The sequence below is a fragment of the Paenibacillus terrae HPL-003 genome, assembly GCF_000235585.1.
Classification (GTDB): domain Bacteria; phylum Bacillota; class Bacilli; order Paenibacillales; family Paenibacillaceae; genus Paenibacillus; species Paenibacillus terrae_B.
Genome location: NC_016641.1, coordinates 276,841 through 291,200, shown reverse-complemented (window position 1 = coordinate 291,200; position 14,360 = coordinate 276,841). Strand labels below are relative to the sequence as shown.

Below are 14,360 nucleotides of genomic sequence, written 5' to 3'. Positions count from 1 at the left end.
GAATAACGTTGAGCCTATAAGTAACAGTTAGATAACAGTTATTTTCAATTTTTTCAAGATAAAAAAGCATATCTAATCTGGAAGAACAGTACAGGCATAGCATATAATAATTATATCGGCTGATCCTTGGTGATCAACTGAAACATCGTGATATTGCGGTCATAATGGCTTTGGGTCCCATTCTGATTGCGCACCCGAATCATCTCGCTGCTGAACAATTCGATATATCCGTTGCCAATCTCGCAGTATACGCCCGTCGGGTCCTCCTGCCAGACTGAAACGAGATGCTGAGACAGCGCCGCGGTGAAAAATTCGATGTTTTTTTGCAGTACGCGTGGCGTTTTCTTGGGTTCCATAACGTAAATCCTCCCTATATGATGCCATTTGAAAATGAAGCAATTGAACGTGGCTGATATGTGGCAAGTAACAACATGATAAGCATAAAAAAACGGTGAAAAAGTACGGTTCGACAATCTACCTCAATGAAACAGACGTAAACACTGTACCCTTTAATGCTATTTTTGTAAAGTATCCGATTGACCTTTTCAACATCAGGCTGCGTTTACACACATTTTACATTGCGTTTACACAGCTATGATGCTAGTGCGTTTCATCTAATAGTACAATAAAGCATAACTATACTGCACGATTGATGGAGGCCATATGTTGATAGAGAGTCAGAATAAGGATAAAGATAAAGCCGGGTCAGAACGTTACTTTAATCGGGATTTAAGTTGGATTGAATTTAACCGCCGTGTGCTTCAGGAAGCTCAGGATACAGATACACCGTTGCTGGAGAGAGCTAAATTTTTGGCAATTGTGTCCAGCAATTTGGATGAATTTATGGCCGTTCGGGTGGCAGAGACGCGGGAGAAGATCAAAGCTGGTTTTATGCAAAAGGATTTCACCGGATATACCCCCGCCGGTTTATACAAACGGCTGATCAAGCGCGCGATCTCGATGGTATCGGAGCAGTATCGAACCTATCGCGAAATTTCTCGCCTGTTGACGAAAAAGGGGATTTTGCTGCTTGAATATGAGGATTTGAATGCGACACAGCGCAAGTCTCTGGATACTTACTTTCATGAAATTATATTTCCGGTGCTGACGCCAATGGCGGTCGATCAGAGCCGTCCTTTTCCACTAGTTCACAATAAATACGTATATTTGGCAGTTGTATTGAGACGTCAAGGAGATACGGAGGAGGACAAACCGTTTTTTGCCATCGTGCAGGTGCCTTCCAATATTCCGCGTGTCGTGTCTGTGCCGCTACGTTCCAATAGCAAGAAGAAATCATTCATTTTAATTGAAGAGCTGATCAAGCATCATATTCAAACGCTGTTCACGGGTTATGTACCGGAATCGGTTCAAGCCTTTCGTGTTACGCGCAATTCCGATTTGTCCATTAATGAAGAGGAAATCGAAGATTTGCTCGAAGAGATTGAAAAAGAGCTGCGTCGAAGAAGACGCGGTGCACCGGTAAGACTGGAAGTGGAAAAAGGGATTCATCCCTTTGCTCTGATGGAGCTTCAGCGTGAATTCAAGTTGTTCGATCATGTGTTTGAGATAGATGGGCCGCTGGATTTGACGTTTCTGTCGTCCTTTTCTGATCAATTGGAAGGGTATTCGCATTTGAAGTTTCCGGCAATCAAACCAGTGTATCCGGAAGAGCTGCCCCCACAAGAGGATATTTTCAACGTACTTCGCAAACGGGACGTGCTGGTATATCATCCGTATGAGTCGTTCGATGCGGTAACGGATTTTATCATTGAGGCGTCAGAGGACCCGGAAGTGATGGCGATCAAAATGACCCTGTACCGGGTCAACGGGGAATCCAAGCTGATACCGGCACTGGCACGTGCGGCCGAATCAGGCAAGCAGGTCACGGTGGTGGTGGAATTAAAAGCCCGTTTTGATGAGGAACGTAATATTGCCTGGGCGCGTACGCTTGAGAAAGCAGGCTGTCATGTGGTGTACGGGCTGGTCGGCTTGAAGACGCATGCCAAAATTATTCTAATAGTACGCCACGAGCGTAACGCGCTCAAGCGCTACGTGCATGTGGGCACAGGCAATTACAACGAAAGCACAGCACGGGTGTATACGGATATCGGGTTATTCACGTCAGATCCCGTATTGGGTGAGGATGCCTCCGAGCTGTTTAATGAAATCACGGGCTTCTCCGCACTCAAGACGCTGCAAGCTTTTACGGTGGCTCCGACGGGAATGAAAAACAAGCTGTTTGAGCTGATCCGCAGGGAAGCGGAGCAAGCACTTGCAGGTAAGCCAGCCCGTATCATTGCCAAAATCAATTCCTTATCCAGTCAGGAGATGATTGATGAGCTGTATGCAGCTTCTCAGGCGGGTGTTAAGATTGACCTGATCATTAGAGGGGTCTGCTGCTTGCGTCCCGGGGTGGAAGGCTTCAGCGAGAACATTCGGGTTATCAGTATTGTTGACCGTTTCCTGGAGCATTCCAGACTGTTCTATTTTGAAAATGCGGGGAATTCGGAGCTTTTCCTGTCCAGCGCGGATTGGATGACTCGTAATTTGACTCGTCGGATTGAACTGATGTGCCCGATTTATGATGACCGGATCAAGGGAATGCTGTCAGACATTTTACATTTGTCCTTGAGGGATAATGTGAAGGCTCGGCAGCTTTTGCCTAATGGCAGCTATCAATTTGCGGCAAGAAAAGACGAAGAGGCTCCTATACGGAGCCAATCCGAAGCCATGAAGGTTAGAAATTGGAAGAAGGAAGAATGGACCACGACAACGTAAGGTTCCATGCTTTTTGAAAATCTTTAGCGACAGTCTCCAGCTCCCGCTGTTCTAGAATCGGTTCACCCATACTTTCCAGACGAAGATGTAGCGCATCGTCACCTGTGGTGGGATTGATGCTGGTGATGATGCCGGATTCGCTCCGATCCATGCCGATCGCAAGCTGGAGCAGGGAGCCCAACCGATGTACACGTTCTTCGTCGGAAGGCTCCAGAATATCAGCATGTACGCGCAACAGTCGGGGCGTCCGATTCTTGGGATGGTAGTCTGCGATCAGCGCAGCCAGCACCGTTTCACGGTGGGATAAACCACCGATGCCCGCATGTAGGATCCAGAACACGGAATGCTGGCGGAAATGGTAGTAATTTAAGGCTGCTCCGGTTTTGTAAAGCGTTGCGGCGGTCAGCAGCAAACGTTTGTCCATCGCTGAGGACGATACGTCAGCCCATACGTCAACGAGTTCGTCATAGAGTCGGACAGCGTACTCGTTAACCCGCTTGACATGCGCTTCGCTAACCGGGACAGCGAATGAAAGTATATTGCGGATCGACGCGATGAGCGGATTGTCGACCACAGGCTGTTCGGAATTGACCAGTTCATGAAACAAACCGTCACGCAAGCCCGCTCCGCTGACCAGATAGGTGGAGCCATGAGCGGCCTCGAATATCGATTTCAAAATAATTAGCCCCGGTACAATAATGTCGGCTCTGTCTTTGGACAGGCCGGCTGTTTTTTTGCGTTTTTCATAGGGAAGATGAGGCAGACTGACATAAAAAAAATCGACATCTTCTGTTGTCATTTCGTAATGATGCGTCACGGGCAACGAGTAATCCTGCCGCTTCTGATTGATTTTAGCCAAGGTACGTAAGGTACCGCCCAAACCGATGAACGGCAGGCCCGGATTGGAAAAGATCCAATCATGGTTTTGCAGGGAAGAACGGACGAAGCTCTCCATCTCCTCAATCTGCTGAGGAGACCATTCACCGTTCCTGACTTCCCGGCCAAAGCGCGAATTCGTGTTGACCGCGCCAAAAGGAAACGATACGGTATGAAGCCGCTGTCGCTCGCGGAACAGCGTAATTTCTGTACTGCCGCCCCCGATGTCAATAATAATGCCGTCGTTTACATTCATGGTATTGACGACACCCAGAAAACCAGCATAGCCTTCCTGCTCCCCGCTCAATATTTCTAGCGTTAAGCCTGTTTCCTCCGTAATCCATTGCACAATCTCATCCGAATTCGCCGCATTACGGATAGCGGCCGTCGCTGCTGCACGCATACGAACAACCTCGTGCATACGGCATACCGTCATGAATTGGCGCAGTAATGGAGCGATGCTTCGAATCGCTTCCCGCTCCATACGGCCGTTGGTTCCAACCTTTTCGCTTAGTCGGGCAGCCTCTTTGCATTCCTGGACAATCCTGTAGGCTCCTGTCTCTGTTATTTCATAGATCACTAGACGTATGGAGTTGGAGCCAATGTCCATGATGCCGATTTTGCTGTTCATGAGTTGACCTCCTTGTTGAAAAAACAATTTGCCGGCAAACCCGCTGCTCCGTGCAAATATAAGTAGATTATTGTCATTGTACCAGTGATGTCCCGTGCATGCTACCGTTAGCAGTGATCTTGCGAAATGGACATGTGCCTCGGGCAATCACCCAAGAATAGAGTATCCGTGTTGAGTATGTATAAGTATAGTTTGACGGCGAAAGGAGAGAGGATTCATGAGACAACTTGCAAGCAAGTGGTTAAAGACGAAGGCGCTGCTCCACCATCCGTATACCGCCGTTTATATACCGGAAACGTGTCTTTATAGCAAAGATCAACTGCGCATGATGCTAGGGCGGCATGCTTTTGTATTCATAAAGCCCGTGAAGGGCGGCGGTGGAATCGGAGTCATGCGTGTGGCTAGGGAGCGCAGGGAATACACCTGCACGCGCATGGAACGCAGATATCGGTTCAGCAGCTTTGGAGAACTTGCTGTCGGAATCGAAAAGCTCCGGCTTCAGCGCCCGTATTTGATCCAGCAGGGTATCTTGTTGTCTGCTATTCAGAGCAGACCTGTTGACTATCGGGTAAAAGTGGTGAAGGTGGGCCAGAAATGGGCGTTCCGGTCAGTGGTTGCACGTCAAGCCCGTCCCGGACTGGTCATTACGAACCTGTGCAAAGGGGGAACTCTGATGAAGGGAATGGATGCACTTCGGAAGATTTATCCCCGCCAGGTGGCTACCCGAAAGCGACGTGAAATCGTTAATCTTACACAGCGGTGTATTCCTGTACTGGAGAAAAGATTTCCGGGGATTGGACAATTGGGATTTGATTATGGACTGGATCCGAATGGACGGATATGGATTTTGGAAGTAAACACAAGACCCCAATAATCCTTAATCTTCTTAAATTAACTCCCATAAAATTCAATTTAGGGGGTTGTAAATATAATCTATATGTGTAAACTATAAAAATATTTTTTTTATTTACAAGCGTCAAAATCCTGTGTATAAGTATTGTCCACATTATCCCCTGTCGCATATATGGCTTAACGACACTTACCAACAATTTATACACAGGATTTCCACAACATGCTGTGGATAACAGAACGCTTGTTCCGTTTTTGGTATTTTGATAGAATAGATTTTGAAATAAAAGGAAAGGTTGTGTCGAGGATGGCTATGCTGACGGATGAAATGCTTTTGGATTCCTATCAGATGGCAATCGAGCTTAAACTTGAATGTGACTTCATTGCACTGTTGCTGGCTGAGATTCACAAAAGAAACTTAGAGATGAATACAGCCGTAGTCCTTCATTAGACCGGACAAGCTCTCGTACTGCGACTGTGAAGCCATTCAGGGTTCGAATGACTTTACGGACAATCACTGCAACGAATAGGCACACCGTAGAAAAGGGTATTTCACTCCAATAATTCAAATTTGGAGTAAAATACCCTTTTTTGTCATAGTCTAAGAATAGACTACAGTTTCATGTTACTACTGTGACCCGGGGACAGCTTGGCGTCCGGATCAACATAAACCTTGGCGTTGTTGACGGCCGTAGGCGCTTCACCGAAGCCGACAGCAATCAGCTTGAGCTTGCCTGGATAGGTTGTAATGTCCCCAGCGGCGAAAATGCCGGGAATATTCGTTTCCTGACGGGAATCGACCACGATGGAGTTACTTTCGATTTCGATTCCCCATTCAGCAATCGGACCGAGAGTGGATACAAATCCAAAGTTAACGATCACATCGTCCACTTCGATTTCCTGAGTTTCTTTGGTTTTTACATGAGCAAGGGTAACCTTCGTAATCGAGTCTTCCCCATGCAGCTCTGTAATTTCAGTTGGTGTAACGACGTTTACTTTGGAAGCGAGGAGGTTTTCTACACTGTGTTCATGCGCACGGAATTTGTCGCGGCGGTGAATCAATGTAACCTGTTCTGCAATCGGTTCCAGCATGAGCGCCCAGTCTACCGCAGAGTCGCCGCCGCCGCTGATCAGCACTTTCCGGCCTGCAAATTTGCTCAGGTCGCTGACAAAGTAATGCAGGTTCGTTTTATCAAAACGATCTGCGCCCGGCAGTTCCAGTCTGCGCGGCTCGAAAGCACCCACGCCAGCGGTAATAATGACCGCTTTACCGTGATACTCGCCGCCTTTATCTGTTTTTACGATGAAGTGGCGTTCTTCCTTTTTCTCTAATGATACGACTTTCTCTTCTAACTGTACTTCTGGATTAAAGTGGTTCATCTGCTGAACCAGATTGTTGACCAGTTCCTGTGCAGTCACTTTAGGAAAGCCAGCGACGTCATAAATATATTTTTCAGGATAAAGGGCTGCAAGCTGGCCCCCGAGTTGGGGCATACTTTCAATTAAGGTGACGGATGCCTGCCGCATTCCCCCGTAGAAAGCAGCGAAAATACCGGCTGGACCGCCTCCGATGATAATCAGATCGCGGAGTTCCGCACCTGTGGATTGAGCTGTCACTCTAAAAACACCTCCGAATGGATAGTATGGATAATGGATAATGGATATTAAATGTTGAATCAGCCGCATAGAGGTTAAAAAAAGCCGCCGAACGCATGATTCACTGTTTATCATTATAAACCGCCAGGTTCCGCTTGCAAAGCTTAAGCGATTAATATTTGATGAAGGCAATCCGGCGTGTATAAATTAGTCATTTTAAGAGCAAAGCTGTGAATAATTACTGATTACGTAAACCGGAAGGGGTAGAAGCATGAGCAGTATTCCCAAAATTGTCATTGTGGGTGCCGGGTATGGCGGTATTTTGACGGCTCAGCAATTGCAAAAGGAGCTCAAGCACAACGAGGCGGATGTCACGCTGGTTAACCGCCATGATTACCACTATATAACAACGCATCTCCACATGCCTGCAGCAGGTACGGATACGATTGAGCATTCACGAATTCCGATTTCGCAGCTGATAGATGAGTTCAAGGTGGATCTAATCAAAGGGACGGTTAAGGAAATCATACCGAAGGAGAAAAAAATCGTGCTGGAGGATGGATCGCTATCCTTCGATTATCTGGTAATCGGGTTGGGCGGAGAACCGGAAACCTTCGGTATTCAGGGGATGGATAAGTTCGCGCTTACGATTCGAAGTATTAACTCGGTCCGCTTGATCCGTGAGCATATCGAATACCAGCTTGCTTTGTATAAAAATGACGGAAACCCCGGACGGCTGAATTTTGTAGTCGGAGGTGCGGGCTTTAGCGGCATTGAATTCGTGGCGGAGCTGGCGGATCGTCTGCCACAATTGGCGAGAGCCTATGATATTGATTTTAACCGGATTCAAATCATTAACGTCGAGGCGGCTCCTACGGCATTGCCGGGCTTCGATCCGGAGCTGGTAGAATACGCGATGGATGTCCTTAAGCGTAAGGGCGTTACCTTCCGCATCGGTGTTCCAATTAAGGAATGTCTTGAAGATGGCGTCATCGTTGGTGAGGGTGAGAAAATCGAAGCCTGCACGGTCGTATGGACTGGAGGTATTCGTGGTAACGGCCTGATCGAGAAAGCCGGATTTGAAGTGATGCGCGGACGGGTGAAGATTGACGATTTTCTACGCGCACCGGACCATGACGACATTTTTATTATCGGGGACAGTTCTCTAATGTTTAATCCCGAAGGACGCCCGTATCCGCCGACCGCCCAAATTGCGATGCAGCAAGGGGTACTCTGCGCGAAGAATCTGGCAGCTACGCTTCGTAAAAAGGAGCTACACAAGTTTGTATTTTCCAACAAAGGCACAGTTGCATCTCTTGGAAAAGGGGAGGCTGTCGCGGTCGTGGGCAGTCGCAAAATAAAGGGCTGGATCGCCGCACAACTGAAAAAAATTGTGGATATCCGCTATCTGTTTATCATTGGCGGGATTCCGTTGGTGCTGAAAAAGGGACGGTTTTTCTAATTACCAACGAGTAGTACACATACAAAAACGATGCAAGCAGAAAAGGTTTCCACGACTTCTAAACAGGAGCTTGGAGGCCTTTTTAGTCTAGATCAATAGAAAATAAGGTATTGACACATAACTATACGACGACGTATAGTGTGGTTACTAATTACAGAGGGGGACCTTCACTTTGAATTCTGATTTTAACATCAAGGCTGATCCTGCGAGAATCAATTTATTGTTGGAAAAATTCCCGAATGTTGACTCCCAGTCGTTGAGTACGTTAGTACTTTTTATACAGACAGCTCATGAAGCGTACAATGGTGTGTCATCCAGATTGAACGAATATGGGTTATCCATCGGAAATCTTAAGATCTTAATGCCTTTGTTTTTGTTTGAACGCTCGTTAACCTCGTCCGAATTAGCAGATTTTTCAGGGGTTACACGTTCAACTGCAACCAGTGTCATTGACAAGCTGGAACGGGATGGTATAGTCCGGCGAAGTACGCTGACAGATCGACGTATGATCGCGATCTCCTTGACTGATGAAGGAAAACAGTTAATGATTGAAAAAATTCCGAAGTTTACTCTGCTTTTTTCTGATTTAATGAATGAATTTACGCAGGAAGATCATATTCTTTTTGCTACGTTATTAAAGAAGCTATCCTCAGGTCTTGAACGGATAAAACGGGAATAATTACTTTTCCCAGCACTAATAGTTAGACGTCGTACTATCAGATATCTCATTAGTTTCAGGACTATCATTTTCAACGATTATTGGCTAAATCATCATGAAGGAGAGTTCATTTTAATGAATAAAAAGATCATCGTGTACGTTCTACTTGTTGCCGCGTTAGGTATTGGAGGTACGCTGATGGCTATGAGCGGCAAGGATGCTGTGAGTATGGCTGCCACACAAAAAAACACGCTGCTTACGGCAGATACCGTAAATGCTGCTTTTCAGGGTGTAGGTGGAAGAGTAAACACCATTGAGGTCAAAGAAGAACAAGAAGTGAAAAAAGGCGATGTGCTCATGACTCTTGATCCTGTAGACCTTGATCTGCAAATTGAAAAATTAAAAACGGATATCGCACAGGCTGATGTGAAAATAAAACAGGCTAAAGATGGACTGCAAAACCAGTCGGAAAAAATTTCAACTTCAGAAAAACAGGGACAACTGGATATTCAGGCTGCGCAAGCGGGAGAATCCCTGTTGAACCAAGGCACACGTGCGGAGGATATCCAAAAGCAAAAGCTGGCTATTGAAGCGGCCCAGCAATCGTTGGACGCATCTCTGACAGGAGTGGAGACAGCCAAAAGAAATGCAGAGATTGCGCAAAAGACAGTGACCTCCAGACAACAGGCGCTTGAATTGGCTAAAGTCAATTACAACCGTATCAAAGCTCTGTATGATGCCGGAGCTGGAACCAAGGCGGACCTGGATAACGCCAAAAATCAACTGGATTCTGCCCAAATTGCGCTGGATACGGCCCGAGATCAGGTGGAGATTGCCAATAACCAGATTACTTCCGCCAGCAAACAATCCGACATTGCTAAAAATAGTATCGCCCAGCAGCAAACCGCTCTGGAAAAAATGGAGGCAGGCGCAACAGCGGAGGAACGCGAACAGGCCCGTATCAAAACAGAAAAGGCCAAGGAAGCACTAACCCAGACCTCGCAAACGCGAAAAGATGTTAAGAATAGTGAATACAATGTAGATCTTCTGGCTCAACAAAAGCAGGCATTAAGCGTTCAACTCAAAACCTTGGAATTGCAACGCGGACGTATGGTGCTGAAAGCATCCACAGACGGCAAAGTGTCACGTATTATACCGAAGATGGGAGAAATCGTGGCGACGGGTGCAACGGGTGTCGTTATTGAAACCAAGCAGCTATACTATGATATTTATGTGGATGAGGATTCCATGTCACAGTTTAAAGCAGGAGGCAATGTGACTTCCCACGTTGTAGCTTTAGACAAAGATATTCAGGGGAAAGTGAGGTACGTCACCTCTGCTCCACAGTATACCAATATGAGAATGAGTCGGGATAAAGGTCTGTCGGATACAAGCTCCTTCCAGGTGCGGGTAGATGTCCAGCGAACATCTGCATTGTTACCTGGAATGACGGTAGAGGTTGTGACGAAATGAAGGCGTTTATAGAAGAATGGAAGCTCTTGATCAGTGGCAAAATGGTTTTTATTATGCTGCTCGTTCCTATCGTAGTAGCCGTAGCATTCGGATTTGTATTTAAAAATAACCAGCTTAACGATGCCTCTGTAGCTGTAGTGGATTTAGACCATAGCAGCTACAGCCGACAGCTTATTAATAAGCTGGATGCTTCGCAGTATATTGATGTACGCTATGTGCAAGAGAATGATACCGACCCGAATTTACTTTTATATAATGAAAAGTTTTTTGCAGTTATTTATCTTCCAGCGGGGCTGGAGGAGAACAGGCTTAAGAGAGTGCAGAGTAACATCGGCTTTTATGTAGATAACACGGTGGGCCAGGCCACAGGAAATCTACGTTCGGCGGTGACTGAAATCGTGGCGACGGAAAATGCGACGCTGGCTGGTGGTGGATTAAAGGGGATGGGAATGAGTGACAGTCAGGTAACAGGGCTTACCTCCAATATGCTGCTCCAGCAGCGGCTATTGTATAATCCTACCAATGCTACTTTAATGACTTCAGTCATGGGGTTCATAAATACAGTTATGATTTCGCTGATTGGTGCTACTGTGCTGACGATTGTCCCTCGCTTACGGGAGGAAGGACGATTAAAAGAAGAGCTGCAGCATTCGTACGGTCTGATTCTGAGGGTGATACCGTATGCGTTAGTAGGATGCGTATCCTTTTTTCTGTCCATTGGTTTACTCAAGCAGATCGGCGGACTCCGTTTTGAAGCGAATGTATGGCAGATAAGTATTCCATTTCTACTGTACACCATTACTTTGAGTTTGTTTGCGATGGCTCTGGGATGGAGTGCGGCGAATCCGGGAAAAGCTTCCCCACGTCTCATGCTGATTATACTGCCTTCCTTTTTACTGAGCGGCGCTCAATTGCCGGTAGCTATGCTACCCCCATCGTTGCAGTATGTAAGTAGCATTCTTCCATTAACCTGGCATTTCAAGTTTTTGAGAGGGATGGGATTCAAGGGCGGAAGTTTGAAGTATTTCATTCCTGAGTTGGGAGGATTTTTGATCCTGTTAAGTGCTTTGTTGCTTCTAATCTTTATTCTGATTGCTCTGGAAAAAAGAAAGCTTGCAAAAAGCGAGGATGCTGCTTTAGTCGTTGAAGAACCTGTGCTACACTAATAAAATATGATTTTTTCAGGCGCCCGTAAGGGGGCCTTTTCTCATCTTGTGTGGATTTGAGTTACGTAAAAAGGATTCCGTTGTCCCTAAACGGGAGTTCACGAAATCCTTGGTTGTTTTATTTTAAAAATGTTTCTGGTGATTTACGTTTTACAGCTTTAACATGTCTTCAAATGTTTCTTCATTCAACACGCTGCCGACATAGAAGGAGCCAAATTCACCGTAACGGGCACTAACTTCATCAAAACGCATTTCGTAGATTAGCTTTTTGAATTGAAGGGCGTCGTCGGAGAACAGCGTAACCCCCCATTCCCAATCGTCAAAGCCGACGGAACCGGAAATGATTTGCTTCACTTTGCCAGCGTAGCTGCGTCCGATCAAACCATGACTGCGCATCAGGGTGCGGCGCTCGTCCATCGAAAGCATGTACCAGTTGTCGTCCAAATCGCGTTTTTTGTTCATCGGATAGAAGCAAATATATCGAGCCTTGTTTAAAACAGGCTTCAGACGTGCAACAATTTGCGGATTTTGCATCGGATCTTCGTCCTTGCTCAAATAGTTGCTCAACTCCACCACACTCACGTAAGAGTAGTTTTTAGTAGTATATTTGGCAAAGGTTGTTTTGTTAAATTCATTTTCGAGTTTATTGAGGTCTTCCAGCGTTTCGCGTAGATGTAACATAACAAAATCAGCCTTTTGTCCGATTACAGTATATATGGCAGAGCTACCCAGACCCGCTTCCTCGGTAACGCTCCATTCCTTCATAAACTCTTGAAGCTCGTCCAGCGCCCCGGCGCGTTCTTCATCGTCTGCTGTTTTCCATGCCGTCCAGTTGATGGATCGAAAATCGTGAAGTGCATACCAGCCTTCCAGCGTGGATGCTACTTCATTTGGCGTTGATGAGGGGTGTTGAGGTTGATGTTGGTTCACAATGGTCACTCCTTTTTCAAATCTGTAAATAATCATCGGCATGGCCGAAACATGTGTGCTTTAAGTATGTCCTACGTATGAAAAATATGCGACGCTTAACTATTACATTGTAGCCCAAATAAAGGATTTTCACCAATGAAAGAAATGTGAAGAATTTTATTTTTTCCGTGATGCAGGTCACAAGTCGTAAAATAGTTAGTATTCTCGAAAAAAGGGGAACACGGACGAATGAGGCTGCCAAAAAGGAGGACAATTGGACTTATTTTGCTGGTCTCAGCTGGGGTCAAGTATGATAGAATAGAAAAACATCTTGGAGACCGTTATGTCAGGAAAGGAAGAATGTTGGAATGCGGATGAAAAACCTGCTGCACTATACTGAGAACCACCGCTACTGCGTTTATCGGGAATTCAGCCTGAGCGCACTGGATGAATTGATGCTGGGAAGCGTCTATCAGCCGATGGTAGGCGCATTTGCGGTCAGCCTCTATCGGCTATTGTTCCAGCATGTGCCAGTCGGACAGATCGGTTATTCGCCGCTGGAGCAGCAGCGTCGTCTTTTTCTGACACTAGGGCTGGAGCCAAGTGAGAAGGGACGCAAGTATCTAATTGAACAGACCTCCAAGCTGGAGGCTGTCGGTCTGTTGCAGACGTCCAGGCTGTATGCACCGGAAACGGACGACTATATGTATGAATATGAGATGCAGCCACCGCTTGCGCCTGCCGATTTTTTCAGAACTCAGCATCTTACACTTTTGTTGAGAGACAAAATCGGCAAGTTTGCAGTGCTTTCTCTGCGAGAATCGCTGTGGAGCAGCGAAGCTGCGGAATGGTCGCAATCTTCCTATAATAAAGAGAATATATCTATTCCGTTTTACGAGTTATTTGAGTTGAACACCCATGTCATTGATTACGAGTTGGAGCAGGCGCTGTCCGAGGTGTCTTCGGGTCGTCATAGTGGGGCGTTGGCCGCAGAGTCGGAGGAAGGGCTGAATTATGCAGACATCATTCTCCGTTTTCCGCGTGAATCCGTTAATCGCAAGCATGTGGAGCGTCTCCGTTTTGAGCATGAGCAGTTAGGCATGGTCAATTACGTTGTTCGCAAATTTGACTTATCTGTACAGGACATCAGCCGCTTGCTGGATGAGGACGGCATTTTTACCGAAGCAGGCGATTTGTTGCTAGACGAGCTTCAGCTTCGGGCAAGCCAGCATTCCAGACAGGATCGGAAACGTCAGGAGGAACAGCAGGTGCAGGCCGCCAAAGTGGTTGCCTTGCGCCAGAGAGAAGCTGCCACTCCAGAAGAGCCGCCTGCGGAGCAAGCCGTGGAGATGGAATTTTATGTGGAGGTACCACCACAGTTCACAGCCAAGTGCGACATTCACCAATATAATATGATGCTGCGCAATGAGCCTTACCGACGTTTGCTGCAAACCTTTTTCCCCGGCACGGTTCCAGGTAACCTGCTGGATATATTCGAAAAGATTGATATCAGCTACAAGCTGCCTGGTGAAGTAATTAACGTGCTTATCCATTATTTAATGTCCCTGCTGGTGTCAGGAAGCGATCAGCGGATCAACCGAAACTTTGTCGAGGCCGTTGCTTCCAACATGCTGTTAAAGCAGGTAAGTACCTACGAAAAGGCTGTTCAATATATACGTGATCAAGCCAAGGTAAAAGGCAAGCAGTCCGCTGCCTCTCCTTCCAGCGCCCGTTCGCGTTCGTATGCCAAAAACAGCGGCCCATCCAAGCCAGCCATTCCCATCGTACAGGATCATCCTGCCGAGGAACCGGTATCCGAGGAGGAACTGGACGAACTGCTGCGCCTGGCTGAACGTATGCAATCGGGCAAACAGAAAAAGGTGTAGATAGATTTTAAGGTGTCAGGTTTTTAGTCCTTAACTTATTAAGCGAAGCCAATTCAAATATGTGTCGACTTTATGG

At 46.5% G+C, this 14,360-nt stretch carries 12 protein-coding genes; 8 read left to right on the top strand and 4 right to left on the bottom strand.

The genetic code is table 11. The features are described from left to right. Positions 1 to 110: 110 nt before the first annotated feature. Positions 111 to 356 (bottom strand): hypothetical protein, encoded by a 246-nt coding sequence (locus HPL003_RS01375; protein WP_014277846.1) that lies wholly within the window; start codon positions 354 to 356, stop codon positions 111 to 113. A gap of 307 nt (positions 357 to 663) precedes the next feature. Between HPL003_RS01375 and ppk1 the strand changes: the two genes are divergently transcribed. Continuing rightward, positions 664 to 2,778, top strand: a complete 2,115-nt coding sequence (gene ppk1 / locus HPL003_RS01370; protein ID WP_014277845.1) for a polyphosphate kinase 1 — start codon at positions 664 to 666, stop codon at positions 2,776 to 2,778. Here the strand turns inward: ppk1 and HPL003_RS01365 are convergent. Further along, positions 2,738 to 4,285: a Ppx/GppA phosphatase family protein gene (locus HPL003_RS01365; RefSeq protein WP_014277844.1), complete on the bottom strand. Its 1,548-nt coding sequence runs from the start codon at positions 4,283 to 4,285 to the stop codon at positions 2,738 to 2,740. The two genes, ppk1 and HPL003_RS01365, sit on opposite strands and share 41 nt — an antisense overlap. Before the next feature lie 217 nt (positions 4,286 to 4,502). Here HPL003_RS01365 and HPL003_RS01360 point away from each other — a divergent pair, with 217 nt between their 5' ends. Continuing rightward, on the top strand, positions 4,503 to 5,159 hold the full coding sequence (locus HPL003_RS01360) for a YheC/YheD family protein (protein ID WP_014277843.1): 657 nt from the start codon (positions 4,503 to 4,505) through the stop codon (positions 5,157 to 5,159). A 282-nt stretch (positions 5,160 to 5,441) separates the two neighbouring features. Beyond that, positions 5,442 to 5,585, top strand: coding sequence for a sporulation histidine kinase inhibitor Sda (sda, locus tag HPL003_RS01355; RefSeq protein ID WP_007431918.1), 144 nt, complete (start codon positions 5,442 to 5,444; stop codon positions 5,583 to 5,585). A gap of 161 nt (positions 5,586 to 5,746) precedes the next feature. On the opposite strand, the gene HPL003_RS01350 is transcribed toward sda, so the two are convergent. After that, positions 5,747 to 6,751 carry an NAD(P)/FAD-dependent oxidoreductase gene (locus tag HPL003_RS01350; RefSeq protein ID WP_014277841.1) on the bottom strand — a complete coding sequence of 335 codons (1,005 nt, stop codon included), beginning with the start codon at positions 6,749 to 6,751 and terminating at the stop codon, positions 5,747 to 5,749. 250 nt (positions 6,752 to 7,001) lie between these two features. Here HPL003_RS01350 and HPL003_RS01345 point away from each other — a divergent pair, with 250 nt between their 5' ends. From HPL003_RS01345 to HPL003_RS01330, 4 genes are all read left to right on the top strand, one after another. Continuing rightward, complete coding sequence (locus HPL003_RS01345; protein ID WP_014277840.1) at positions 7,002 to 8,192, top strand: NAD(P)/FAD-dependent oxidoreductase; 1,191 nt, start codon at positions 7,002 to 7,004, stop codon at positions 8,190 to 8,192. Between the two features lie 172 nt (positions 8,193 to 8,364). Beyond that, on the top strand, positions 8,365 to 8,871 hold the full coding sequence (locus HPL003_RS01340) for a MarR family winged helix-turn-helix transcriptional regulator (RefSeq protein ID WP_014277839.1): 507 nt from the start codon (positions 8,365 to 8,367) through the stop codon (positions 8,869 to 8,871). Positions 8,872 to 8,985: 114 nt separating this feature from the next. Beyond that, positions 8,986 to 10,323 carry an HlyD family secretion protein gene (locus HPL003_RS01335; RefSeq protein ID WP_014277838.1) on the top strand — a complete coding sequence of 446 codons (1,338 nt, stop codon included), beginning with the start codon at positions 8,986 to 8,988 and terminating at the stop codon, positions 10,321 to 10,323. Further along, on the top strand, positions 10,320 to 11,489 hold the full coding sequence (locus HPL003_RS01330) for an ABC transporter permease (RefSeq protein WP_014277837.1): 1,170 nt from the start codon (positions 10,320 to 10,322) through the stop codon (positions 11,487 to 11,489). The genes HPL003_RS01335 and HPL003_RS01330 overlap by 4 nt, the downstream gene beginning before the upstream one ends. Positions 11,490 to 11,639: 150 nt before the next feature. Here HPL003_RS01330 and hemQ read toward each other — a convergent pair whose 3' ends face one another. Then, a complete protein-coding gene (gene hemQ, locus HPL003_RS01325; RefSeq protein WP_014277836.1) occupies positions 11,640 to 12,419 on the bottom strand; it encodes a hydrogen peroxide-dependent heme synthase in 780 nt (259 codons plus the stop codon). A gap of 347 nt (positions 12,420 to 12,766) precedes the next feature. On the opposite strand from hemQ, the gene HPL003_RS01320 reads away from it, so the two are divergent. Further along, positions 12,767 to 14,284 (top strand): replication initiation and membrane attachment family protein, encoded by a 1,518-nt coding sequence (locus tag HPL003_RS01320; RefSeq protein WP_014277834.1) that lies wholly within the window; start codon positions 12,767 to 12,769, stop codon positions 14,282 to 14,284. Positions 14,285 to 14,360: the final 76 nt, after the last annotated feature.